Genomic DNA, 22,525 nt, shown 5'->3' with positions numbered 1-22,525 from the left:
CTCGACTCCATACATAGTCGAGCTGACCCCGGGGGTGAACACGCCGACGCGCAGTGTCGACAGTGGGGACCATCCGCGTCGGCCTGCGCGTCATCGCGAGTTGATGCTGAACCGTGCCAGTTCCGCTTCGGGCTGATCCCAGCCGGGACGCAGGTGACGCGCCTGGCGGTAGGAATCATAGGCGGCCGCCAGCTCACCGAGTGCCTCGAGCGCGACGGCCCGATTGAACCAGGCATCGGCCTCACTTTCACCGCGACCGCGAATGGCAATGTCGGCTTCTGCGACCGCTTCCTGGTAGCGCCCGAGGCGAATCAGGGCGCTGGACCGGTTCACGGCGAGCACCGCATTGGGGATGACATCCATGCGTTGGGCCGAGTCGAAGTCGGCGATGGCATCGCTGCCACGGCCGCGGTGAATATTGAGGATGCCGCGATTGACCAGCGTTGCGGCCCGGTCCCGCCGGGTCACGCGGATGTCCTGCAGGGCGATGTCACAGTCACGAATCGACGCCATGTCATGGCGCTCATGCAGGGCGTGATCGTAACAGGTGGCTGCCGGCGATCGTCCCAGGACAAGCAGCTGGCCATGGGCGGCGCCGGTACTCATACAAACTGCCAGGGCAGCGAGTGAGACGAATGGACGCATCGTTCGCTCCTTTCCGTTGCTATGAACAGCTCCATGATAAGGCAGTATGGAAATAACGACTGATCATAAGTTCGAGAGCTGGGCATGCGGCCTTTTACAGGCGGACTTTCTCCTGTAATGCGGCGCCCAGTGTGAATGACACGAGAAAAAATACCGTTGATGGCCTGACAGGGCCGGAGACGGGCTCTATATTCCGCCGCCATCGGTGGGGGATTCCCGCCTTAATGACTGACTTGTATGGGGAAGCCATGCGATTCCTGACCGCACTTGCGCTCACTTGGACGACCTTCGCCGCCGGCGCCTTCGCGACGCCCGGCCAGCCGACTGACGGAGCGCTGGGCTTTCAGCCTGCCGTGACGCCGATTATGGAGGAGGTCACCTCTTTCCATAATATCCTGCTGGTTCTGATCACCATCATCACGCTCTTTGTGATGGGGCTGCTGATCTACGTCATGATCCGCTACAACCGGAAGGCCAATCCGACGCCTTCCAAGAACAGCCACAACACGCTGCTCGAGGTTGTCTGGACAGCGGTGCCGGTCCTGATCCTGATCGGGATCGCCATTCCGTCCTTCCCGCTGCTCTACCTGCAGGACGAGATCCCGCCGGAAATCGATTTCACGCTGAAAGCGACCGGCAATCAGTGGAACTGGTCCTACGAGTATCCCGATCATGAGGTCGCGGAATATTTCTCGAACATGATCGAGGAAGAGGATCTCCAGCCGGGCCAGCTGCGCAACCTGTCGGTTGATTATCCGCTGGTGGTGCCGGTCAATGCGACCGTCCGCCTGCAGGTCACCGCGTCCGACGTGATCCACAACTGGGCGATGCCGTCTTTCGGGACCAAGATGGATGCCATTCCGGGCCGCATCAACGAAGCCTGGTTCCAGGCGACTCAGGAAGGTGTCTACTACGGTCAATGCTCCGAGCTGTGCGGTCTCCGCCACGCTTTCATGCCGATCGAAGTGCACGTTGTCCCCCAGGATGTCTTCGACGCCTGGATCGCGGCCAAGGCCGAGGACGAGTACTCCGAGGCTGCCGATACCATCATTGCTGAATACACCGCCGCGCGGGAAACGCGCCTGGCGCAACTCGACTAGGGATGGGCTGAACCATGTCTGCTGACGCCGCAACGCACGACGATCATACTCCGAGCCTGTGGGACTGGCGCCGCTGGGTGCTGTCCACCAACCACAAGGACATCGGTACGATGTACCTGGTCTTCGCGATTTTCGCGGGGATCATCGGTGGCGGCCTGTCCGGCCTGATCCGCTGGGAATTGATGGAGCCGGGCCTCCAGGTCTTCACCGGTGAGGATACCGGCTGGGGTGCCATTTTCGGCAACGCCCACAATTATAATGTCGTGACCACGATGCACGCCCTGATCATGATCTTCTTCATGGTCATGCCGGCGATGATCGGCGGTTTCGGCAACTGGTTTGTCCCGCTCATGATCGGCGCGCCCGACATGGCCTTCCCGCGGATGAACAATATCTCCTTCTGGCTGCTGCCGGCCTCCTTCGCGCTGGCCCTGATGTCGATGTTCGTGCCGGGTGCCGGTGCCGATCTCGGCTTTGGTGGCGGCTGGGTGCTCTACCCGCCGCTCTCGACCTCCGGCCATAACGGGCCGGCGATGGATCTCCTGATCCTGTCGCTGCACATTGCCGGTGTCTCGTCGATCCTCGGTGCCATCAACTTCATCACCACGATCTTCAACATGCGCGCTCCGGGCATGACCATCCACAAGATGCCGCTCTTCGTGTGGTCGGTTCTGGTGACGGTCTTCCTGCTGCTGCTGTCGCTGCCGGTTCTCGCCGGCGCACTCACCATGCTGCTGACCGACCGCAATTTCGGCACGGCCTTCTTCGCACCCGAAGGTGGCGGTGACCCGGTCATGTACCAGCACCTGTTCTGGTTCTTCGGTCACCCGGAAGTCTACATTCTCATCCTGCCCGGTTTCGGCATCGTGTCGCACGTCGTGTCGACCTTCTCGCGCAAGCCGATCTTCGGTTATCTCGGGATGGCCTATGCCATGGTGGCGATCGGTTTCATCGGCTTCATCGTGTGGGCGCACCACATGTACACCGTTGGCATGCCGGTTGACCTGAAGGCCTATTTCGTGGCCGCGACCATGGTCATCGCCGTGCCGACGGGCATCAAGATCTTCTCCTGGATTGCGACGATGTGGGGTGGCTCGATCGAGTTCCGCACCCCGATGATGTGGGCCATCGGCTTCATCTTCCTGTTCACCGTTGGCGGTGTGACGGGCGTTGTTCTGGCCAATGCCGGCGTCGACCAGTCGCTGCACGACACCTATTACGTGGTGGCGCACTTCCACTACGTGCTGTCGCTCGGCGCCGTGTTCGCGATCTTTGCCGGCTGGTACTACTGGTTCGAGAAGATCTTCGGCGTGAAGTACAACTCCTTCCTCGCACGCGCCCAGTTCTTCTTCTTCTTCATCGGCGCCAACGTGATCTTCTTCCCGCAGCACTTCCTCGGCCTGAACGGCATGCCGCGTCGCTATGTCGACTATCCGGATGCCTTCGAGTTCTGGAACGCCGTGTCTTCCTGGGGCTATGTGATCATGCTGGTCGGCATGGTGCTGTTCTTCGCCGTGCTCATCGACGCGATGATCCGTCGCCGCAAGGCGGATGCCAATCCGTGGGGTGAAGGCGCAACCACGCTCGAGTGGACGCTGTCCTCGCCGCCGCCCTTCCACCAGTTCTCCGAACTGCCGAAGATCAAATAAGGGTTCATCTTGGACACTCTTGTGACCCCAAGCAACCATCGCGCAGAGGGCGAGGCTGTTTCGACAGCCTCGCCCCGCGACTATTTTGACCTGATGAAACCGCGGGTGATGACGCTGGTCGTCTTCACGGCCTTTGCCGGTCTCATCGCGGCGCCGGTCGATGCCGATCCTTTCCTGGCCTTCATGTCGATCCTCTGCCTGGCCGTCGGCGCCGGTGCGGCGGGTGCGCTCAACATGGCCTATGACGCCGATATCGACGCCACCATGCAGCGCACGCGCAAGCGTCCCATCCCGCGCGGCGTGGTTTCGGTGGCCAATGCTTATGGCTTTGGCGTGGTGGCCGCCATCCTGTCGGTCCTCCTGATGGCGCTGGCGAGCAATTATCTGGCGGCCGGCCTGCTGGCCTTCTCCATCTTCTTCTATGCCGTCATCTACACGATGATCCTCAAGCGCTCGACGCCGCAGAATATCGTCATTGGCGGTGCCGCCGGTGCCTTCCCGCCCATGATCGGCTGGGTCGCGGTGACCGGCGAGATCTCGCTCGATGCGTTTATCCTCTTCATGATCATCTTCCTGTGGACGCCGCCCCATTCCTGGGCTCTGGCGCTCTACAAGTCTGGTGACTATGCAGCGGCCAATGTGCCGATGATGCCGGTGGCAAAGGGTGCCGGGTCAACCCGTTTGCAGATCCTGCTCTATTCCATCGTGCTGGTGATCTTTGCCGGTGCTCCGGTCCTCACCGAGCTGGGCGGCGCGGTCTATGCCGCGACCTCGCTGGGCGGCGGGGCGCTCTTCCTGCTGCTGGCCTGGCGGGTCTACCGCTCACGCGCCGGTGAGGCGGGTTCGGCGGAAGAGGGCGCGCTCTACGCCGTCCGCTCCGGCGACAAGGCGGCGCGCGACCTGTTTGCCTATTCGATCGGCTATCTGACGGTCCTTTTTGCCGCATTGATTGTTGAGCACGCATTTGGTGCTTATGTCGCCATTCCGGGAGTGGGATGATGACCGAGACTGAAAACGGCAAATCGAAGAAAACTGTCGCCGACATGATCGAACAGGTCGTTGAGTCGAAACAGCCTGACTACACGCAGTCGACCGAGACGGTACGGCTGACGCCGGAGCAGGAAAAGGCGCGGGGCCGCCGCAATGTTGTGATTGCGCTGTCGCTGGTCGGCTTCATGGTCGCCGTCTTTGCGATCACCGTGGTGCGCCTGAGCCAGAATATCGCTGCGGGAGTGGCCTCATGACCCGTCGTCCGCTCAACAGGAATGCGCGGGTCGCCGCTTTTGCAGCGCTGACCGCGGCCCTGATGGTGGGCGCGGCCTATGCTGCCGTGCCGCTCTATGACCTGTTCTGCAAGGTCACCGGCTATGGCGGCACGACCCAGGTTGCCGTCGGCGAAGCCGGGGAAATCCTCGATCGCGAAGTCACCGTCTATTTCGACGCCAACACCAATCGCAACCTGCCCTGGACCTTCGAGCCGGCGCAGCGTTCGATTACGGTCCGGGTCGGCGAAACCGCGCTCGCCTATTATACGGCGACCAATAATTCCAGCCAGCCGGTCACCGGCGTGGCGACCTATAATGTCGCGCCCTACAAGGTTGCGTCCTACTTTTCCAAGCTGGAATGTTTCTGCTTTACCGAGCAGACGCTGCAGCCGGGTGAGAGCATCGAAATGCCGGTCCTCTTCTTCGTTGATCCGCTGATTGCCGAAGAACCGCGACTTGATGATGTCAGTGCGATCACCCTGTCCTATACGTTTTTTGAGTCCCAAGACGGGGCCTCGGCCAACACCGACGCCGCGCCTTAGCATTGAACCTTTCGGGTGTGCCGCGTATCAGGGGCACACTTCGCTGATTTGAGATCGCAGGAGATTCGCGATGGCTGGGCATGCTGCCAAACACGACTACCACCTGGTTGACCCGAGCCCGTGGCCGTTTGTGGGCTCGGTGGGCGCTTTCCTTCTGGCCATTGGTGCCGTCGGCAACATGGCCGGCCTGGTCGGTCCGGATCACCCGATTGCCTTCATGTATGGCGAAGGCTCCTGGGGCGGCCTCGCCCTCGGCTTCCTCATCGTCATCTGGACGATGATTGGCTGGTGGGGCGACATGATCAAGGAATCCAAGCGCGGCGACCATACGGCCGTTGTCGATATCGGCATGCGCTATGGCATGATCCTGTTCATCGCCTCGGAAGTCATGTTCTTCGTCGCCTGGTTCTGGGCCTTCTTTGAATACGCCATCTTCCACGATGTCCGTATTGATCCGGCGCTTGCGACCTGGCCGCCGGCCGGTGTCGAGACTTTCGATCCTTGGCACCTTCCCCTGATGAACACGCTCATCCTGCTGCTTTCGGGCACCACGGTGACCTGGGCCCACCACGCGCTGCAGCATGATGATCGCAAGGGGGCCATCATCGGCCTGATCTTCACGGTCGTGCTTGGCCTCGCCTTTACCAGCCTGCAGGTGATCGAGTATTCCCATGCGGAATTCGCCTTCTCGATGGCTGATGGCGGCAATCTCTACGGTTCCACCTTCTTCATGGCGACCGGTTTCCACGGCGCGCACGTCGTCATCGGTACCATCTTCCTGGCTGTCTGCCTGTTCCGCCTCCTGGCTGGCCAGATGAGCGCAAAGAAGCATTTCGGCCTCGAAGCAGCAGCCTGGTACTGGCACTTCGTTGACGTGGTCTGGCTCTTCCTGTTCGCCTTCGTCTACGTCGTCTACCAAGGCTGACCGGCGACATGACAAAGCCCTCCCCGTTTTCGACCGGCGTCCAGGGACGCTGCCCGAAATGCGGGGAGGGCGCCATGTTCGACGGAATGCTCAAAATCGCGCCGCGCTGTGATGTTTGCGGGGCCGATTTCGAAAGCGCCGATGTTGGCGACGGAGCTTCGGTTTTCGTGCTCTTCATCGTCGGTTTCCTGGCCATGGTTCTCTTCCTTCTGGTCGAGGCCGCCTTCCACCCGGCCTGGTGGGTTCACGCCCTGCTCCAGCTGCCTTTTGTGCCAGTCGCCTGCATCATGACGCTGCGCCCGATCAAGGGCTTGCTCTTTGCCCTGCAATTCCAGCATGACGCCCGGGAGGCGCGGCTGGACGATTGAGGCCACTCGCATGGCCCCGCTCCAGGTGATGGACACCGATCTGACATGCCCCGTTTCCGGCCGCTTCCGCTGCTCACCGCTTTCACGCTCGCCAGCCTTGCCCTGCTGGTCTGGCTTGGCAGCTGGCAGATGCAGCGCATGGCGTGGAAGGCCGACCGGCTCGCGGCCTGGGAAATGCGCGGCGACGCGATCGGTTTCCATGAAGCGCTGTGCTCGCAGTCCGGGCAGGCTTTTTCGCCGCCGGTGACCGGCCCGGTTCCGCTGACCGGCGAGACGCTGCGCTTTTACACACTGCGGGACACGGCCGGCTGGATGCGGCTGGCCCTGATGCGCGCGCCCGCCTGCGAGGCCGATGCGCCGCAGCGCTACTTGCTTGTCGAGATCGCTTTCGAGGACCTGCGCTCCGGTGAACAGGAGAGCATCCGGCGCTGGCGCATCGAAACGCCGCCGGCTGCAACCGTTTTCAGCGCCGGAAACGATCCGGATACCAATCAGTGGTATAGCCATGATGCAGAGGCGATGGCAGAGGCGTTCGGGATTGATCCGGCAGCCTTGCTGCCGGTCTGGGCGAGGGCCGACACGGGCATTCCGTCCTCGCTGAGCCGGACGCCGCCGGCCAAGCATCTGGGCTATGCCCTGACCTGGTATGGTCTGGCGCTGGCCCTCATCGGGGTGTATCTCGCCCTGCACGTCAGCCGCGGCCGGCTGCGCCTGTCAACGCCACCGCAGGATGGCGACAAGAATCAGAAGGCGGACTAGTATCCGCCCCATACGGGAGATGGCATTTGGCAGTCTGGCGCGAAACTTCCTGGGACGAGACCCTGGCCGGGCAGGGCATCCGGCTGCGAGCCCCCACCCTGTCTGACTATGAAGACTGGGCCAAGCTGCGCAGCGCCTCGCGCAGCCATACCGAGCCATGGGAACCGGCCTGGACCAGCGACGAGCTGTCCAAGGGCGCATTCCGCCGCCGCATCGACCGCTACCAGGCCGACCGTGAAGGCGGGCTGGGCTATCCCTTCTTCGTGGTGCGCGCGCGCGATGATGTCCTGCTGGGCGCCTGCAATCTCAACAATGTCCGGCGCGGCGTGCTGCAATCGGCCGATATCGGCTACTGGATCGGCTCGCCCTATGTCCGCAAGGGGCATACCCGGGCAGCCGTGCGCCGGGTCCTGGCCTTCGCTTTCGACGAGTTGCGCCTGCACCGCGTCGAGGCGGCCTGCCAGCCGACCAACCAGGCCTCGCGCACCCTGCTCGAATCGGTCGGCTTCATGCATGAGGGCCGCTCGCGCGCCTTCCTCAATATCGCCGGCGAATGGCGCGACCATGATCGCTTCGCCATCATCTCCACCGATCCGCGCCTATGACGGAAGCCGGGTATGAGGCCGGCGTCAGGGCGGCGGGCGCGGTGGCCTTCGCCTGTGACCCGGTGGCCGGTCATGTCCGCCTGACCGGTGATGGTGCCGCCTTCGGTCTGGACGCGGAAACCATGGCCTGGCAGGCCTTCCTCGACCGGCTTGGCCCGGCTGACCAGACACGCCTGGCGGCGGCCATGGCCGGAGATGCCGTCGATCTGCGTATCCGTCTGATCGGCAATGGTGGCCAGCTCACCTATGTCCGGCTGCTCGGGCGTTCGATCGGGGATGGCCGGATCGAGGGTCTGATGACCCCGGCCGGCGTCACCCGCGACCTCGCCGGACGCATTGGCGAGGAGCACGCGCTAGCAAACGGGGTCGACAATGGCGAAGTGCTGGCCTGGTATCAGCCGATCATCGCGCTCGATACGGGCCGCCTGGCCGGGTTTGAGGCGCTGGCGCGCTGGGACCGGCCCGGCTTCGGCGTGCTGTCACCGGACGATTTTCTGGTCATGGCCGGCGAACTCGACCTGCTCAATCGCATCAGTACGACGGTGCGCGGCCATGCTGCCGCCGACCTGTCGTCCTGGCGGGTGGCGCATCCGACCGCCCGCAACATCTTCGTCTCCGCCAATGCGACAGTCAGCGAACTGGTTGACCCGGCCTTCGTCACGGGTCTCCTGCAGACCGTCTCGGACGCGAAGCTTCCGGACGGTGCCTTCAAGCTGGAAATCGCCGAGACCGAGATCATGCAGGACCCGGACCTGGCGGCGGCGGCCATGCAGCGCCTCGCCGGCGGCGGCGTCTCGCTGGCGCTGGATGATTTCGGCACCGGCTATTCCTCGCTGGCGCGGCTCGACATGCTGCCCTTCAATGTGGTCAAGATTGACCGCTATTTCATCCGCGCCATGGCCGGCGACGAGGCGGCCGGGACCGTCGTGAAATCCGTGATCCAGCTGGCCTCGCATTTCGGCATGAAAGTGGTCGCTGAAGGGATCGAGAATGTCGCCGCCGCCGACCGGCTCGCCGCCATGGGCTGCCAGTATGCGCAAGGCTATCGCTATGCCGGCGCGCTCGCGCCTGACGCAGCCGAGAAAGCCGTTGTCGAGGGTGTCAGCGGTCGCTTCCTGCCGCCCGAAGCCTAGCCTCGCAGGCGCTTCAGCGTTCCCGAAAAATTGAGGCAGGGCGTGCCGTCGGCGGTGATCAGTCCGCGCACGAAGATCAGCGATCCCCCGGCTCGCAACACCTCGCCCCGTGCTTCGACAAGCTGGCCTTCGGCGGCGCCCGCGATGAATTCCGAGGTGAAGGCCACGGTGACGCCATAGCCGGACGGGGCGAGGGCTTCATGGGCGATGCCGAACAGGGCGAAGTCCGCAAAACTCATCAGACAGCCACCATGAACCGCGCCCATGCCGTTGAGATGGCGGCGCCCGGCGCGAAACGCCATCTCCGGCCCCTCCGTCCCGACGCGCATGTAAAAGGGGCCGGCGGTCTGTTCGAACGGATCATTGGGCCAGATGCGCCAGCCGGCGAATTCGCCGCTGTCCACGATTTGGGGAGCCATGCTGTTTTCCGGAATGAGGGCGTTGGTCAGGCGTGACCGGACAGGGTGGAGAGGTGTTCGGGGCTGATGCCGAGAAGTTCCAGCGCCCGCGGCCATTTCTCGTCATTGGCGGTATCAAAGACAAGGGCCTCGTCCAGCTCGGCGACAAGCCAGGCATTGGCCGCCAGCTCCTTTTCAAGCTGGCCGGCGCCCCAGCCGGTATAGCCGAGCGCCAGCAGGCTGCGCTGTGGCGGATCAGCCGAGGCGATCGCGTCGAGCACGTCCTTGGTCGCGGTCAGACCGATTCGCGCACTGACGGGCAAGGTCGCGTCGCTGGTGGAATAGTCCCGCGTGTGCAGGACAAAGCCGCGGTCCTGGTCGACCGGTCCGCCGACAAGCACCGCCCTGTCGGGCGCCTGGCGACTGCCCTCCACCCCTAATTGCCCAAATAATTCAGGCAGGCGCAGGTCATCGGCTGGCTTGTTGATGATGATGCCCATCGCATGGTCCGGGCTGTGATCGCACATCAGGATGACGGTGCGGTCGAAGCGCGGATCACCGATGCTTGGCGTGGCAATCAAAAGCTTGCCGCCGAGGAAGGTCTCGTCCACATCTGTCGCAGTTGCGGGTTCCATGGTGGCTATGTTCTCCCCAAATGGGGGATGCGTCCAGTCGGGTTCCCGCTATCTTGCCGTGCGGATACCCGCCACGATTGATCCACAGGAGAAATGCCATGACCATCTCGGTCGGAGATCGCCTTCCCGCTGCCACCTTCATGACCATGACGGCGGACGGCCCGAACAAGCTGAGCACGGATGACGTGTTCGCCGGCAAAACCGTCGCCCTGTTCGCGGTGCCGGGTGCCTTCACGCCGACCTGCTCGGCCAAACACCTGCCGGGCTTCATCGAGAAGGCGGCAGACATCAAGGCCAAGGGCGTCGACACGATCGCCTGCCTGTCGGTCAATGACGTTTTCGTCATGGATGCCTGGGCGAAGTCGCAGAATGCCGGCGACGAAGTTCTCATGCTGGCAGACGGCAATGGCGAGTTCGCCAAGGCGGTTGGCCTGGAAATGGACGGAACCGGCTTCGGCATGGGTGTCCGTGCACAACGTTTTTCCATCCTGGTGAAGGATGGCGTGGTCGCCGAGCTCAATGTCGAGGCGCCGGGTGAATTCAAGGTGTCGTCTGCCGACCATATTCTCGGTCAGCTCTAGGACGTCGCCCACCGGTCCGTCCCGATGGGGGGCGGATCAGATACAAAACGGGAGGGGTTCGCATGTTGGACTTCGGTTTGATCGGTATTGGTGTCCTGTTCTTGCTGGCACTGTTCATCATCGCTTCGGTGATCAAGACGGTGCCGCAGGGCAAGGAATTCACGGTCGAGCGTTTCGGACGCTACACGCGAACCCTTAAACCCGGCCTTCACTTCCTGACGCCCTTTGTTGATACGGTCGGCTACAAGATGAACATGCGCGAGCGCGTGCTCGACGTGCCGAACCAGGACGTCATCACCAAGGACAACGCCACCGTTTCGGTTGATGCCGTGGTGTTTATCCAGGTTCTCGATGCACCGCGGGCGGCCTATGAGGTCGACAATCTTGACTTTGCCATCATCAATCTGTCGCTGACCAATGTGCGAACGGTGATCGGCGCCATGGACCTGGATGAAACCCTGTCCAAGCGTGACGAGATCAATGCCCGTCTTCTGAGCGTGATCGATGCCGCGACCAACCCCTGGGGTGCCAAGGTCACGCGCATGGAAATCCGTGACCTGTCGCCGCCGGTCGACATCACCGAGGCCATGGCCCGGCAGATGAAGGCGGAACGCCTGAAGCGCGCCGAGATCCTTGAAGCCGAAGGTGCCAAGCAGTCGGCCATCCTGCGCGCCGAAGGCGAGAAGGAAGCTGCGATCCGCGAGGCCGAAGGCCGCAAGGAAAGTGCCTTTCTCGATGCCGAGGCCCGCGAACGCGAGGCCGAGGCCGAGGCGCGCGCGACACAGATGGTGTCGGATGCGATCAGCAAGGGCGATGTCTCCGCGATCAACTACTTCCTCGGCCAGAAATACATCGAGGCGTTCGGAAAACTGGCGACCAGCGAGCAGCAACGCACGGTCATCATCCCGGCGGAATTCTCCAACATCCTGTCCACGATCACAGGGGTTGGCGAGCTCGGCAAGGCGGCCCACGACGCGGTCTCCGAGGCCACCCGCAAGGGCTGATGCCATATGCCTGAGAAGGAGGTGACATGATGGACTTGTTGATGTCGGTCTTCGACCGCATGAATCTCTGGGCCTGGTGGGCGATTGCCGGGGTGATCCTGATCGCCGAACTGCTCACCGGAACCACCTATCTCCTGTGGCCCGCTGCCGCGGCATTCCTGACCGGCTTTGTTGCCCTGGAAATGCTCGGGGTGAGCTGGCCGGTCCAGCTGGGCATCTTCGCCATCCTGTCGGTGGGTCTGCTGTGGGTGGGTGACCGCTGGGTCCGGCCGGCCCTGAAAGCCGGCGCAGCAAGCGGGCTGAATGACCGTTCCTCCCGCATGATCGGCCAGCGCGTCATCGTTGTGGCTGCCTTCTCTGCCGGCCGCGGCCGGGTCAAATACGGCGATAGCGAATGGGCCGCCGAAACTGCGGATGGCAGCAATCCGGCGCCCGGGTCGACGCTTACGGTCGAGGCGATCAATGGTGTTGTCCTGCGAGTTTCTTCGTAAGTGAAGCAATCGGGCGGGCCCTGCGCATATCATATGACAGGGTTCGCTCAATTTTTAGCGTTTCCAGCAAGCCTGTAGCAATTTCTTCGGCCTAAATCCGCGCTCGCATTCGTTATCAACAACGCCCGAGTGAGCGCCATGAAAAACCAATTCCTTTCCGCCCTTGTCTGTCTGTCCGCCATTGTCGCTCCGGTCGCCCTGAGCGCACCGGCTGCCGCCAGCAACGGTCCCGAGCGTCAATCCGTCGAGCTGGTCGCGCCGGAATATCCGCGTGGCGCCGAGCGTCGCGGCATTGAGGGCACGGTCCGCATTGCCTACTCGATCGACGCAGACGGCAATGTGGTCGACGCCCAGGTCGTGGAAGCCAACCCGGAAGGCGTGTTTGATCGCGCCGCCCTGTCGGCGATCGAGAGCTGGCGCTATGCGCCGGCGGCCGCGCAGACCGATGGCCATTCCCGCGAGCTGGAATTCCGCCTGAACGACTAGGGTTCAAGTTGTTTGCGAGGTTGAAGGGCCGCCCGTCATCGGGCGGCTCTTTACGTTTTGTTCCCCATTTCCGCCGGATACTCCCGTCAGGCACAAAAAAAGCCCGCTCTGATGGAACCCGCCCATGCCGCCGATAAGCGAGCAAGATCGCCTGAACGCCTTGCACGGCCTGCATATCCTCGACACCGATATTGAGGATGAGTTCGAGGTCATTACTGATCTTGTCACGGCTTTGACTGGTGCAAGGATGGCGGCAGTCTCCTTGGTCGACAAGGATCGGCAATGGTTCAAATCAGCCAAGAACCTGCCGGCGAGTGAGACGCCGCGATCCTGGGCCTTTTGTCACTACGCGATCCAGCAGGATGGTGTTTACGAGGTCCATGACACCTTCAACGATCCCTTGTTCGTGGAGAACCCGCTGGTTACGGGGGCGCCGCATATCCGCGGTTATGCCGGTGTCCCGCTGACACTGAAGGGTGGCGAGAAAATCGGGACCCTGTGCGCAATTCATGATCAGCCTTTGCGCCTCGACGCCAAAACACGCGACCGCTTGGTGAAACTGGCCCGAATGATCCAGGAGTTGATCCGGGAACGGGCCAGATCGGGCGAGCATCGCCGCCTGGCGATGCTGGCACGGCATACCAACAATGCCGTGATTATCACAGATCGGGCAGGCCGGATCGAGTGGGTCAATCCTGCATTTGAGCGATTGTCAGGCTTCACGATAACGGAGGCGCTCGGGCAGAAGCCCGGTGACATGCTTCAATGCGAGCAGTCGTCTTCCGGTTCAATCCGAAAGATGTCCGACGCCATCCGAATGGGTGCGGAGTGCCAGGTGGAAATCGTCAACAGGCACAAGAACGGAAATCTCTATACTGTTCAGATCGACTTGATGCCGATCTGGGAGGCCGGCGTATGTACGGGCTTCATGGCTGTCGAGACTGACATAACCGAGCGCAATGCGATTGCGCAGAGGCTGACCTCGGCGCTTGATGAGTTGCGTTCCTTGATGGGCGTCATACGTCAGCAAACCATTTTCAGCCAGACTGACGCCCAAGGCAAGATTATCGATGTCAACGATGCCTTCTGCACCCGCAATGGCTATGGCCGCGAGGAGGTCATAGGGCTCACGCACGCCGATCTGCAGAGCTCTGGTCTACACTCCGACCAGTTCTGGACCGATATGTGGTCTGTCGTGCAATCCGGGAAGCCCTGGCGTGGCGATATCTGCAACAAGTCGAGAGCCGGCGACCTGTTCTGGGTGGACACGATAGTTGCGCCACAACTCTCGGCGAGTGGACAGATTAAGCGCGTAATCTTTATTCGATTTGACATTACCGAGCGTAAGAAAATCGAGGCCGGCTTGGTGGAAAGCGAGCTTCGGCATCGCACGCTTCTGGATCGCTTGTCCGCTGTTACAGAGCTTGGAGGCATTGGGAGTTGGGAAGTCGACCTTGATGCCAATGCGCCAATCTGGGACAGGACAACCCGCCGTATTCACGAAGTCGGTGATGACTACGTGCCTGATATGGAAACAGCGATCAACTTCTATGCGCCTGAGGCCCGTGAAACGATTGCTGCGGCGGTGCAACAATGTATCGACAAGCATCAGCCATGGGATCTGGAACTGCCGTTCGTCACGGCGCGGGGGCGCCGGAGATGGGTGCGAGCTGTCGGGCGCGGCATCATCGAGGACGGGCAGGTTGTGCGACTCGTGGGCTCCTTCCAGGACATTACCGAGCGACGCGCGCGTGAAGAGGAGCTGCGCCTGCTCTCAACCCGCCTTGAAGTCGCGTTGGACAGTTCCGGGATCGGTGTCTGGGATGTTTGCCCGGAAACGGGCGAGTACAACTGGGACGAAGGCAGCCGTCGGTTATTTGCCATTCCGGACAATATGCCGAATCCGAACGCGGCGGATTGGCTGGCTCGTATCCACACCGATGATCGCGCGGATATCGCGGAGGCATTCAGGCAGGCTATGGCCGCCAAAGGCCGGGTTACGCGGGAGTATCGCTACCGGATCGGTGATGGAGATTATCGGCATATTCGATCATTCGGTGTGTATCGGGAACGCCTTGATGCGCCCCCTATTCTGACCGGTGTTCACATGGATGTAACCGAGGATATCGAGCAGGCACGGGTGCTGGAGTCGGCTCGCGAGAAGGCGGAGAGTGCCAGCTTGGCCAAATCGGAATTCCTCGCCAACATGAGCCACGAGATCCGCACCCCCCTCAATGGCGTGATCGGCATGACCCAAATATTGCAGATGACCGAACTGTCCGAGCAGCAGGAACGTCATGTTGAAACCATAAAAAATTCCGGTCAGGCTCTCGCTGACTTGATCGATGACATCCTGGACATTTCAAAAATCGAGGCGGGTCAAATCGAGCTTGAGAATGCCGCGTTTGACTTGCGCAAGCTTGTGGATGTTGTGGGTGACATGATGAGTCTGCGCGCGCAGGAAAAGCGCTTGCAGCTTGAATTCTCGGTCGATACGAAGGTGCCCCGCTGGGTTGTCGGTGATGAGAAGCGCATCCGCCAGGTGCTAATCAACATAGTTGGAAATGCCATTAAGTTCACCGAAGCAGGCTCGGTTAGTCTGCGGGTGGGGCTTGGAAAGGGCGGGCGAACTGAATGGCGGGTCAAGGATACGGGCCCGGGCCTGTCGCCTGAGCAGACGACGTTGGTTTTTGACCGGTTTGTCCAGGCTGACACATCCATAACGCGTCGCTTCGGCGGGACCGGCCTCGGCCTGGCGATCTGCCAGGAACTGATCGGATTGATGGGTGGCGATATCGGAGTGAACAGTGTCCACGGGGAAGGCGCAGAGTTCTGGTTTCAGGTTGAGCTCGCCGCGGCTGAGCCCCCCCCAAATGAGGCAGCCGAGCCATTGGCGGGCAAACCGTCTGAAAGTGAGGTGGGCGGAAAGCGGATTTTGGTGGTTGATGATGTTCAGGCAAACCTAATGGTGATCGCGGCCCTGCTGCAGCACAACGAGTATCATGTAGAAACCGCCAAGAACGGCAGGGAAGCGCTGGACCTCTTGGCGGACATGCCCATTGATGCCGTTCTGATGGATATCCAGATGCCAGTCATGTCGGGTGATGAAGCCATCCGCCGTATCCGTGCATCCTCGTCTGACTATGCTGGTGTTCCGATTTTCGCGCTCACCGCGGATGCCACGAAGGCGACGCGTGACATGTGCACCGCTATCGGTGCGACCGGGTATTTCACCAAGCCGCTCAATCTGACCGAAGTGCTCGGCGCCCTGGATCGTGCCCTTTCCAATTATTCCTATGATTGGCAGTCTGCTAGCGGCGGCGCGCCTCGCTGAGGCCTTCGCGAGCCAGTTCGTCGGCCCGCTCATTGCCGGGATCCCCGGCATGGCCCTTGACCCAGCGCCAGTCGATTGCGTGCTGGCTCGTCAGCGCGTCGAGGCGCTGCCACAGATCAACATTCTTGACCGCTTTCCTGTCCGCTGTCTTCCAGCCCCGCTTCTTCCAGCCATGGATCCATTTGGTGATGCCATCGCGCAGATAGACGCTGTCCGTGATCAGGACCACGGTGCGATCCGCCTTCTTGAGCGCTTCAAGTGCCTGGATGGCCGCCATCATCTCCATGCGGTTATTGGTGGTGTCGGCCTCGCCGCCCTTGAGTTCCTTGCGGTGGCCATTCCATTCCAGGATAGCGCCCCAGCCGCCGGGACCGGGATTACCCGAACAGGCGCCGTCAGTGTGGATGGTGATTGTGCTCACAATGGGTATTTCTTCGCCATGTCGTCGAGGCCGGCGCGGATAATCGCTTCGAGGACTGCTGTGTCCACATCGGCCAGCTTGTTGATGTAAAGGCAGGACTTGCCAAGCTTGTGTTTGCCGAGCCGGGCAAGCTTGTCGGTGTGATCGGTGTAGCCGGGCATGATGTAGACGACCATGCTGGTCTTGCGCGGGGAAAAACCCGTGCGCATGAAATCGCCTTCGCGGCCGCTCTCATATTTGTAGTGATAGGTCCCGAAACCGATCATGGCGGGGCCCCACATTTGCGGCTCCCAACCGGTGATACGTGTCATCAGCGCGAGCAGGGCTTCCGCGTCGGCGCGGCGGGTCGGGTGCTCGATGCCGGCGATGAAATCGACCGGCGCGATATCGGTAGGCTGGGTCTTGTTGTCGGCCATGACGGCCTCCTCAGGCTACGATCCGCGGAAGCTTGAAGACGACATCCTCGTCGGTCACGCGGATATCCTCAAGCTGGACATCAAAGCGCTCGCGGAAGGCTTCAATCAGGCCCTCCACCAGGTCCTCTGGCGCCGAAGCGCCGGCGGTGATGCCGACCGTACGGATCGAGCCCAGCGTGTTCCAGTCGACATCCCTTGCACACGAAACCAGGGCGGCGCGACGGGCCCCGGCGCGTTGAGCGACTTCGACGAGCCGGACGGAATTGGACGAGTTGGGCGAGCCGATCACGAACACGATGTCGCTGCGCGGTGCCATCGCCTTGACGGCCGCCTGTCGGTTGGTGGTGGCGTAGCAGATGTCCTCCTTGTGCGGCGCCTTCATCTGCGGAAAGCGGGCCTGCAGAGCCTCGACGATCGCCGATGTATCGTCGACCGAGAGGGTCGTCTGGGTGACAAAGGCGATCCGGGCCGGATCCTTGGGCTCAAAGCGTCCGGCATCGGCGACCGTTTCGATCAGGCTGATCACGCCATCGGGCAATTGTCCCATCGTGCCGACGACCTCGGGATGGCCGGCATGGCCGATCAGGATGATCTCGTCGCCATTGGCAAAATGGCGCTGTGCTTCGACATGGACTTTCGAGACCAGCGGGCAGGTCGCATCGACATAGATCATCTCGCGGCGTTCGGCCTCGGCGGGCACGGTCTTGGGTACGCCATGTGCCGAGAACACGACCGGCCGATCGGTCGGACACTCGTCCAGCTCCTCGACAAAGACAGCGCCGAGCGCCTCGAGGCGTTCCACGACATGGTGATTGTGGACGATCTCGTGCCGGACATAGACCGGGGCGCCAAAGCGTTCGATGGCCCGTTCGACAATCTGGATTGCGCGGTCGACACCGGCGCAGAAGCCGCGCGGTGCAGCACGCAGTATGGTCAGCGGGGGGCGGGGTGTCGCAGTCACGCTCATCTCTCCTTCAGCGATGGCGTTGCGGAAGCGGCATCTCCATCGTATGACCGTCCTAACAAAGTGCCCGGCCCCAAGCCAGCAGTCGGGTCTGTTTCCAGGACAGGTAGTACATGATGTCGTTCAAATCCGCGCGTTCTCTTGCCCTCATTGCCGCGATGTCCGGCCTGTTGGCGTCCTGCCAGAGCGTCAGCGATATCCTGTCCGATCCGGAGCCGAATATCGGCCCCTGTCCGTCGGCACTGTCCTTGTACGACGCGCACCGAATCGTCGAACTGCGCAATGATGAAGTGGCCTACGAGAATGTCGGCTTTACCGGTGAAGTGCTCGCCGTGCGCTCTCTGTGCAGCTATTATGGCGAACGTCCGATCCTCGCCAATCTGGAAATCGATTTCGGCTTTGGCCGCGGACCGGCGGCCCAGGGCAATGAGCGGACTTACGAGTTCTTCGTGGCCGTCACCCGTCGCGACATGGCGGTCATGGCCAAGGAAGTCTTCCCGATCCGCGTGCGTTTCGATGCTGACGAGGACCGCGTCTTCATGACCGAAACGATTGATGCCATTTCCATCCCGCGTGCCGATGAAGGCACATCGGGGGTGAATTTCGAGATCCTGGTCGGCTTCGAACTGACCCCGGAACAACTCGCCTTCAACCGCTCCGGCCAGCGTTTCCGCGTGGCAGCCGGCCAGGACTAGACACATGCCTTCTATTGCTGATCAGCTCAGCGCCGTGCTGGGCGACGCGTTTGCTTCCCTCGAGCTTCCGCGCGAGCTGGGCCGTGTTACCCCGTCCCGGCAGAACCCGGAAATCTTCCCCTTCCAGTGCAATGGCGCCATGCCGGCGGCCAAGCTGGCGAAGACCAATCCGCGCGAGCTGGCCTCCAGGCTGCTCGAGCGCCTGCACGGCCTTCCCCAGATCGGCGCCGCGGAAATCGCCGGCCCGGGCTTCATCAATCTGCGCCCTGCCGATCATCTCTATGCCGAACGCGCGGCGGAGATTGCCGCCGACGAGCGGGCCGGTGCGCCGGTCACCGGGGCGCCGAAAACGGTGATGATCGATTTCGGCGGTCCGAATGTCGCCAAGCCGATGCATGTCGGTCATTTGCGTTCCTCGGTCCTGGGCGACAGTCTTCAGCGCCTGTTCCGCTTTCGTGGTGACACGGTGGTGTCGGATATCCATCTCGGCGATTGGGGCCTGCAGATGGGCCATCTGATCACCGAGCTGCGCGAAGAACAGCCGGACCTGGTCTATTTCGACGCCGACTATCAGGGGGACTACCCGTCCGAGCCGCCAGTCACGATCGAGGATCTGGCGCGGCTCTATCCGCAAGCCTCGGCCAAGGCCAAGGCCGACCCGGCGCGGCTGGAAATTTCACGCACGGCGACGGCGGAGCTGCAGGCCGGTCGGGCCGGCTATCGGGCCCTGCTGCGCCATTTCATCGACGTGTCCGTCGCCGCGCTGAAGCGGGATTTTGCAGCGCTTGGGGTGCATTTCGACCTGTGGAAGGGCGAGAGCGATGTCGATCCGCTCATCCCCGGCCTGGTCGAGGATTTCAAGAAGCGCGGTGTCGCCGAACAGAGTGATGGCGCCTGGGTCGTCCGTGTCGCCCGCGAAGACGACAAGAAGGAACTCGCCCCGCTCATCCTGGTGACCTCGGGCGGGGCCTCGCTCTATGGCACCACGGATCTCGCCACCATTCTCGACCGCAAGCAGTCGGTCGGGCCGGACCTGACGCTCTATGTCGTCGACCTGGCCCAGTCAGATCATTTCGAACAGGTCTTCCGCGCCGCCGAGAAGGCGGGCCTTGCCGCCGAGGGCGCGCTGGAACATGTGAAATTCGGCACGGTCAACGGCAAGGACGGCAAACGCCTGCGCACGCGTGATGGCGGCACTTTCCGCCTCGCCGACCTGATTTCCAGCGCCATCGAGCGCGCCGATGAGCGCCTCAAGGAGGTCGGTCTCGCCGCCGATGTTGGCGCTGAAGAGCATGACCGCGTTGCCCGCATGGTCGGTCTGGCCGCGATCAAGTTCGCCGACCTGCAGAATTACCGGACCACGAATTACGTCTTCGACCTGGACCGGTTCACCAGTTTCGAGGGCAAGACCGGCCCCTATCTCCTCTATGCCGCCGTGCGCGTGAAATCGCTTATGCGTCGGGCCGATGAGGCCGGCGTGAAGCCCGGCAAGATCGTCATCGAGGCCCAGGAAGAGCGCGACCTCCTGCTGGCACTGGACGCTTTCGGCGCCGCCCTCGACCAGGCGATCGAGAACCGCGCACCCAATGCGATCTGTGACCACGCCTTCACGCTGGCCCAGGCCTTCTCGAAATTCTACGCCGCCTGCCCGGTCCTGGTTGCCGAGGACGATGCCGTGAAAGCCTCGCGCCTGGCGCTTGCCCAAGCGACACTGAAGCAGCTCGAGCTGAGCCTCGACCTGCTCGGCCTGGAAGCGCCGGAACGGATGTAGGGCTCGTCCCCGACACAGGGGAGGGCAGGCAGGGTTTTATCCGCTAGATTGCTCCTCATCCAGGGAGGAGCCCCAAAATGCTTGTCAGCCTGATCACCAGTCTTGCCGGCCTTGCCGCAACCGAGTTTCCCGATGATCCCGAGCAGTTTTCTGCCTGGATGCAGCAATCCTGCCAGGTCCAGCAAATGCGCCGGTCCGGTGGTGAGGCATCCGATCATGACGCCTTTTGCAGCTGTCTCGATGGTGCGCTGAGTGCGGGCCTGTCGCCCGCCGCCTATCGGGTCATTGCGCTGGGTTCCCAGGGGGCGATCCAGGACGAGGCCATGGTTGATGACTGGGAGGCGGCGCGCGATGCCGCAGCGAGCGAAGTCGCGACCCTGGATCCCGAGGAGCAGTCCGCCATCCAGCCGGCGCTTCAGTCCGGCCTTGGAACCTGCCTGCCCCTGTCCTATCAGGGCGAGTAATCGCCCACGGATTAACCGCCGCCCGACATTGACTCTCGGCCCCGGAATCATAGAGTCCGCCGCAATCGCGAAACCCGCATGAAACCGGGGAAAGCGGGACCAAACTCCCCGCGGGAGAGACCGGCGAATATGCCGGCGCCGAAGGCGCAACCGCCCCGGAAACGCTCAGGCCAAGGGACCGCGGGAGAGACGAACGCTGGAAAGCGGGTTGGGGATCAGACCCTTGCCCCACCGACGGAGCAAGTGCGGCCGGTCCCGATCGGGGGGCGTCAGCGGCGCGCACGGAATCTCTCAGGTTCTCGGGACAGCGGGGGCGATCAGCTTGCAGGCCTTTTCGGGCGTGCAGGATCGCACCCTTGCAAGGACCCGACATGACCGAAATTCTCCACAAGACACCGCTTCACGCCCTCCATGTCGAGCTCGGCGGCAAGATGGTGCCGTTTGCCGGCTATGACATGCCGGTCCAGTATCCGCTGGGCATCATGGGCGAGCACAGGCATTGCCGCGAACAGGCCGGCCTGTTCGACGTCTCCCATATGGGCCAGGCGCGCTATGTCGGTGACGAGGCGGCGCTGGAAGCGCTTTTGACCTGCGACCTCTCCGAGATCGGCGCCGGCGAACAGAAATACACCCTCCTGCCCAATGAGCGCGGCGGTATTCGCGACGACCTGATGGTCTCGCGCCCGGATGGGAATGGCATTTACCTCGTCGTCAATGCGGCCACCAAGGATGCCGACTTCGCGCATATCGAGGCCGCCACGGCCGGCAAGGGCACGCTGACCCGCATCCCCGAGCGCGCACTGCTGGCGCTGCAAGGCCCGGCGGCCAGGGACGTCATGACGCGGCTCTGCCCGGACGCCTGCAAGATGGTCTTCATGCAATGCGGCGTGTTCACGCTCGACGGTACTGAGGTTCTCATCTCGCGTTCGGGCTATACCGGCGAGGACGGGTTCGAGATTTCCATTCCCGAGGCCGAGGCCGAGCGCATTGCCCGCCTCCTGCTGGCGCAGGACGAGGTTGAGGCGATCGGCCTGGGCGCCCGCGACAGCCTGCGCCTGGAAGCCGGGCTCTGCCTTTATGGTCACGACATGGATGAAAACCGCACGGCGGTCGAAGCCTCGCTGATCTGGGCGCTGGGCAAGACCCGTCGCGAGCGCGGCGATTTCCCGGGCGCCGATGTGGTCGCCCGCCAGATCGAGGAAAAGACCTGCCAGAAGCGGGTCGGTCTGACGCTGGCCGGCGCACCGGCCCGTGAAGGCGCCGAGATCGCCGACAAGTCCGGCAAGGTCATCGGCGTGGTGACCTCGGGCGGCTTCGGGCCGACGGTCAATGGCCCCGTGGCCATGGGTTATGTCGATCGTGATTTCTTCCAGCCGGGCACCGAGGTCGACATCCTCGTGCGCGGCAAGCCGCGTGCGGCGACCATCACCAAACTGCCGTTTGTACCGGCGAATTTCTATCGGGGCTGAGGCCCGACACTCTTTTCCAGGGGCAGGAGATTTTACCCATGACCACGCGTTACACCGAAGACCATGAATGGATCACCGTTGACGGCGACATCGCCACCGTCGGCATCACCGCTTTCGCCGCCGGCCAGCTGGGCGACGTCGTCTTTGTCGAACTGCCGGAAGTCGGCCGAAGCCTGACCAAGGGCGACGAGTTCGCCGTCGTCGAGTCGGTCAAGGCCGCCTCGGAAGTCTACGCCCCGGTCGATGGCGAGATCACCGCCATCAATGACGCCCTCGAGGGCGAGCCGGCCAAGGTCAATGAAGATCCGTCCGGCGACGGCTGGTTCGTCAAGATCAAGCTCGCCGACGCCTCCCAGCTCGACGGCCTGATGGACGAAGCCGCCTACAACGCACACATCGCCTAAA

General features: G+C 62.4%; 26 protein-coding genes and 1 riboswitch. Of the genes, 20 read left to right on the top strand and 6 right to left on the bottom strand.

All coding sequences use genetic code 11. From position 1 onward, the window contains the following. Window positions 1–90 precede the first annotated feature (90 nt). Entirely contained in the window at window positions 91–645 is a 555-nt protein-coding gene (locus QZZ02_RS12525) for a tetratricopeptide repeat protein (RefSeq protein ID WP_291844878.1), read from the bottom strand. 248 nt (window positions 646–893) lie between these two features. Here QZZ02_RS12525 and coxB point away from each other — a divergent pair, with 248 nt between their 5' ends. From coxB to QZZ02_RS12475, 10 genes are all read left to right on the top strand, one after another. After that, window positions 894–1,745 carry a cytochrome c oxidase subunit II gene (gene coxB / locus QZZ02_RS12520; RefSeq protein WP_291844877.1) on the top strand — a complete coding sequence of 284 codons (852 nt, stop codon included), beginning with the start codon at window positions 894–896 and terminating at the stop codon, window positions 1,743–1,745. Window positions 1,746–1,759: 14 nt separating this feature from the next. Continuing rightward, entirely contained in the window at window positions 1,760–3,394 is a 1,635-nt protein-coding gene (gene ctaD, locus QZZ02_RS12515; protein WP_291844876.1) for a cytochrome c oxidase subunit I, read from the top strand. A 9-nt stretch (window positions 3,395–3,403) separates the two neighbouring features. Further along, a complete protein-coding gene (locus QZZ02_RS12510; RefSeq protein ID WP_366511537.1) occupies window positions 3,404–4,393 on the top strand; it encodes a heme o synthase in 990 nt (329 codons plus the stop codon). Beyond that, a complete protein-coding gene (locus QZZ02_RS12505; RefSeq protein ID WP_291844874.1) occupies window positions 4,393–4,638 on the top strand; it encodes a hypothetical protein in 246 nt (81 codons plus the stop codon). The genes QZZ02_RS12510 and QZZ02_RS12505 overlap by 1 nt, the downstream gene beginning before the upstream one ends. Beyond that, entirely contained in the window at window positions 4,635–5,201 is a 567-nt protein-coding gene (locus QZZ02_RS12500) for a cytochrome c oxidase assembly protein (RefSeq protein ID WP_291844872.1), read from the top strand. The genes QZZ02_RS12505 and QZZ02_RS12500 overlap by 4 nt, the downstream gene beginning before the upstream one ends. Before the next feature lie 70 nt (window positions 5,202–5,271). Beyond that, the gene (locus QZZ02_RS12495; protein WP_291844871.1) at window positions 5,272–6,126 is read left to right on the top strand and encodes a cytochrome c oxidase subunit 3; all 855 of its coding nucleotides are present in this window, start codon (window positions 5,272–5,274) and stop codon (window positions 6,124–6,126) included. Window positions 6,127–6,200: 74 nt separating this feature from the next. Further along, window positions 6,201–6,494, top strand: coding sequence for a DUF983 domain-containing protein (locus QZZ02_RS12490; RefSeq protein ID WP_291844870.1), 294 nt, complete (start codon window positions 6,201–6,203; stop codon window positions 6,492–6,494). A 45-nt stretch (window positions 6,495–6,539) separates the two neighbouring features. Further along, window positions 6,540–7,253 carry an SURF1 family protein gene (locus tag QZZ02_RS12485; RefSeq protein WP_291844869.1) on the top strand — a complete coding sequence of 238 codons (714 nt, stop codon included), beginning with the start codon at window positions 6,540–6,542 and terminating at the stop codon, window positions 7,251–7,253. 26 nt (window positions 7,254–7,279) lie between these two features. Then, window positions 7,280–7,858 (top strand): GNAT family protein, encoded by a 579-nt coding sequence (locus tag QZZ02_RS12480; RefSeq protein ID WP_291844868.1) that lies wholly within the window; start codon window positions 7,280–7,282, stop codon window positions 7,856–7,858. Next, window positions 7,855–8,991: an EAL domain-containing protein gene (locus tag QZZ02_RS12475; protein ID WP_291844866.1), complete on the top strand. Its 1,137-nt coding sequence runs from the start codon at window positions 7,855–7,857 to the stop codon at window positions 8,989–8,991. Before QZZ02_RS12480 ends, QZZ02_RS12475 begins: the two co-directional genes overlap by 4 nt. On the opposite strand, the gene QZZ02_RS12470 is transcribed toward QZZ02_RS12475, so the two are convergent. Both QZZ02_RS12470 and QZZ02_RS12465 read right to left on the bottom strand, forming a co-directional pair. After that, on the bottom strand, window positions 8,988–9,410 hold the full coding sequence (locus QZZ02_RS12470; RefSeq protein ID WP_291844865.1) for a PaaI family thioesterase: 423 nt from the start codon (window positions 9,408–9,410) through the stop codon (window positions 8,988–8,990). The genes QZZ02_RS12475 and QZZ02_RS12470 overlap by 4 nt on opposite strands. Window positions 9,411–9,436: 26 nt before the next feature. Beyond that, window positions 9,437–10,024 carry a YqgE/AlgH family protein gene (locus QZZ02_RS12465; RefSeq protein ID WP_291844864.1) on the bottom strand — a complete coding sequence of 196 codons (588 nt, stop codon included), beginning with the start codon at window positions 10,022–10,024 and terminating at the stop codon, window positions 9,437–9,439. A gap of 98 nt (window positions 10,025–10,122) precedes the next feature. Here QZZ02_RS12465 and QZZ02_RS12460 point away from each other — a divergent pair, with 98 nt between their 5' ends. The 5 genes from QZZ02_RS12460 to QZZ02_RS12440 all read left to right on the top strand — a co-directional run bounded on the left by QZZ02_RS12460 (window position 10,123) and on the right by QZZ02_RS12440 (window position 15,920). Next, window positions 10,123–10,605, top strand: a complete 483-nt coding sequence (locus QZZ02_RS12460; protein WP_291844863.1) for a peroxiredoxin — start codon at window positions 10,123–10,125, stop codon at window positions 10,603–10,605. 62 nt (window positions 10,606–10,667) lie between these two features. Then, a complete protein-coding gene (locus tag QZZ02_RS12455) occupies window positions 10,668–11,609 on the top strand; it encodes an SPFH domain-containing protein (RefSeq protein WP_291844862.1) in 942 nt (313 codons plus the stop codon). A 26-nt stretch (window positions 11,610–11,635) separates the two neighbouring features. After that, the gene (locus tag QZZ02_RS12450) at window positions 11,636–12,100 is read left to right on the top strand and encodes an NfeD family protein (RefSeq protein WP_291844861.1); all 465 of its coding nucleotides are present in this window, start codon (window positions 11,636–11,638) and stop codon (window positions 12,098–12,100) included. A gap of 138 nt (window positions 12,101–12,238) precedes the next feature. Continuing rightward, a complete protein-coding gene (locus tag QZZ02_RS12445; RefSeq protein ID WP_291844859.1) occupies window positions 12,239–12,586 on the top strand; it encodes an energy transducer TonB in 348 nt (115 codons plus the stop codon). Window positions 12,587–12,710: 124 nt separating this feature from the next. After that, the gene (locus QZZ02_RS12440) at window positions 12,711–15,920 is read left to right on the top strand and encodes a PAS domain S-box protein (RefSeq protein ID WP_291844857.1); all 3,210 of its coding nucleotides are present in this window, start codon (window positions 12,711–12,713) and stop codon (window positions 15,918–15,920) included. On the opposite strand, the gene rnhA is transcribed toward QZZ02_RS12440, so the two are convergent. Genes rnhA through ispH form a run of 3 tightly spaced genes read right to left on the bottom strand, consistent with a single transcriptional unit; the run spans window position 15,898 to window position 17,724 of the window. Continuing rightward, window positions 15,898–16,341, bottom strand: coding sequence for a ribonuclease HI (rnhA, locus tag QZZ02_RS12435; protein ID WP_291844856.1), 444 nt, complete (start codon window positions 16,339–16,341; stop codon window positions 15,898–15,900). The two genes, QZZ02_RS12440 and rnhA, sit on opposite strands and share 23 nt — an antisense overlap. Beyond that, complete coding sequence (locus tag QZZ02_RS12430) at window positions 16,338–16,757, bottom strand: DUF1801 domain-containing protein (RefSeq protein ID WP_291844855.1); 420 nt, start codon at window positions 16,755–16,757, stop codon at window positions 16,338–16,340. Before QZZ02_RS12430 ends, rnhA begins: the two co-directional genes overlap by 4 nt. Window positions 16,758–16,767: 10 nt before the next feature. Continuing rightward, on the bottom strand, window positions 16,768–17,724 hold the full coding sequence (gene ispH / locus QZZ02_RS12425; RefSeq protein ID WP_291844854.1) for a 4-hydroxy-3-methylbut-2-enyl diphosphate reductase: 957 nt from the start codon (window positions 17,722–17,724) through the stop codon (window positions 16,768–16,770). Between the two features lie 113 nt (window positions 17,725–17,837). Between ispH and QZZ02_RS12420 the strand changes: the two genes are divergently transcribed. From QZZ02_RS12420 to gcvH, 5 genes are all read left to right on the top strand, one after another. After that, window positions 17,838–18,416, top strand: a complete 579-nt coding sequence (locus QZZ02_RS12420; RefSeq protein ID WP_291844853.1) for a hypothetical protein — start codon at window positions 17,838–17,840, stop codon at window positions 18,414–18,416. A gap of 4 nt (window positions 18,417–18,420) precedes the next feature. Beyond that, window positions 18,421–20,187 (top strand): arginine--tRNA ligase, encoded by a 1,767-nt coding sequence (argS, locus tag QZZ02_RS12415; protein ID WP_291844852.1) that lies wholly within the window; start codon window positions 18,421–18,423, stop codon window positions 20,185–20,187. 77 nt (window positions 20,188–20,264) lie between these two features. After that, complete coding sequence (locus QZZ02_RS12410) at window positions 20,265–20,651, top strand: hypothetical protein (protein WP_291844851.1); 387 nt, start codon at window positions 20,265–20,267, stop codon at window positions 20,649–20,651. 101 nt (window positions 20,652–20,752) lie between these two features. Then, window positions 20,753–20,842: riboswitch (glycine riboswitch) on the top strand. A 180-nt stretch (window positions 20,843–21,022) separates the two neighbouring features. Beyond that, window positions 21,023–22,120, top strand: coding sequence for a glycine cleavage system aminomethyltransferase GcvT (gene gcvT / locus QZZ02_RS12405; RefSeq protein WP_291844850.1), 1,098 nt, complete (start codon window positions 21,023–21,025; stop codon window positions 22,118–22,120). 38 nt (window positions 22,121–22,158) lie between these two features. Next, entirely contained in the window at window positions 22,159–22,524 is a 366-nt protein-coding gene (gcvH, locus tag QZZ02_RS12400; RefSeq protein WP_291844849.1) for a glycine cleavage system protein GcvH, read from the top strand. Window position 22,525: the final 1 nt, after the last annotated feature.

The sequence above is a fragment of the Maricaulis sp. genome, assembly GCF_015665295.1.
In the GTDB taxonomy this organism is placed as follows: Bacteria; Pseudomonadota; Alphaproteobacteria; order Caulobacterales; family Maricaulaceae; genus Maricaulis.
The sequence above is the reverse complement of the archived record's forward strand: the minus strand, read 5'-3'. Positions and strand labels throughout refer to the sequence as shown.

Bases quoted from the DNA above. Each gene is read 5' to 3' on its own strand.
- ctaD (WP_291844876.1), top strand. From the start codon at position 1,760: ATGTCTGCTGACGCCGCAACGCACGACGATCATACTCCGAGCCTGTGG.
- QZZ02_RS12495 (WP_291844871.1), top strand. From the start codon at position 5,272: ATGGCTGGGCATGCTGCCAAACACGACTACCACCTGGTTGACCCGAGC.
- QZZ02_RS12475 (WP_291844866.1), top strand. From the start codon at position 7,855: ATGACGGAAGCCGGGTATGAGGCCGGCGTCAGGGCGGCGGGCGCGGTG.
- gcvT (WP_291844850.1), top strand. From the start codon at position 21,023: ATGACCGAAATTCTCCACAAGACACCGCTTCACGCCCTCCATGTCGAG.
- QZZ02_RS12525 (WP_291844878.1), bottom strand. From the start codon at position 645: ATGCGTCCATTCGTCTCACTCGCTGCCCTGGCAGTTTGTATGAGTACC.
- QZZ02_RS12445 (WP_291844859.1), top strand. From the start codon at position 12,239: ATGAAAAACCAATTCCTTTCCGCCCTTGTCTGTCTGTCCGCCATTGTC.
- QZZ02_RS12450 (WP_291844861.1), top strand. From the start codon at position 11,636: ATGATGGACTTGTTGATGTCGGTCTTCGACCGCATGAATCTCTGGGCC.
- QZZ02_RS12420 (WP_291844853.1), top strand. From the start codon at position 17,838: ATGTCGTTCAAATCCGCGCGTTCTCTTGCCCTCATTGCCGCGATGTCC.
- QZZ02_RS12465 (WP_291844864.1), bottom strand. From the start codon at position 10,024: ATGGAACCCGCAACTGCGACAGATGTGGACGAGACCTTCCTCGGCGGC.
- QZZ02_RS12485 (WP_291844869.1), top strand. From the start codon at position 6,540: ATGCCCCGTTTCCGGCCGCTTCCGCTGCTCACCGCTTTCACGCTCGCC.
- QZZ02_RS12440 (WP_291844857.1), top strand. From the start codon at position 12,711: ATGCCGCCGATAAGCGAGCAAGATCGCCTGAACGCCTTGCACGGCCTG.
- QZZ02_RS12455 (WP_291844862.1), top strand. From the start codon at position 10,668: ATGTTGGACTTCGGTTTGATCGGTATTGGTGTCCTGTTCTTGCTGGCA.
- QZZ02_RS12500 (WP_291844872.1), top strand. From the start codon at position 4,635: ATGACCCGTCGTCCGCTCAACAGGAATGCGCGGGTCGCCGCTTTTGCA.
- argS (WP_291844852.1), top strand. From the start codon at position 18,421: ATGCCTTCTATTGCTGATCAGCTCAGCGCCGTGCTGGGCGACGCGTTT.
- QZZ02_RS12430 (WP_291844855.1), bottom strand. From the start codon at position 16,757: ATGGCCGACAACAAGACCCAGCCTACCGATATCGCGCCGGTCGATTTC.
- coxB (WP_291844877.1), top strand. From the start codon at position 894: ATGCGATTCCTGACCGCACTTGCGCTCACTTGGACGACCTTCGCCGCC.
- ispH (WP_291844854.1), bottom strand. From the start codon at position 17,724: ATGAGCGTGACTGCGACACCCCGCCCCCCGCTGACCATACTGCGTGCT.
- QZZ02_RS12460 (WP_291844863.1), top strand. From the start codon at position 10,123: ATGACCATCTCGGTCGGAGATCGCCTTCCCGCTGCCACCTTCATGACC.
- gcvH (WP_291844849.1), top strand. From the start codon at position 22,159: ATGACCACGCGTTACACCGAAGACCATGAATGGATCACCGTTGACGGC.
- QZZ02_RS12410 (WP_291844851.1), top strand. From the start codon at position 20,265: ATGCTTGTCAGCCTGATCACCAGTCTTGCCGGCCTTGCCGCAACCGAG.
- QZZ02_RS12505 (WP_291844874.1), top strand. From the start codon at position 4,393: ATGACCGAGACTGAAAACGGCAAATCGAAGAAAACTGTCGCCGACATG.
- QZZ02_RS12470 (WP_291844865.1), bottom strand. From the start codon at position 9,410: ATGGCTCCCCAAATCGTGGACAGCGGCGAATTCGCCGGCTGGCGCATC.
- QZZ02_RS12490 (WP_291844870.1), top strand. From the start codon at position 6,201: ATGTTCGACGGAATGCTCAAAATCGCGCCGCGCTGTGATGTTTGCGGG.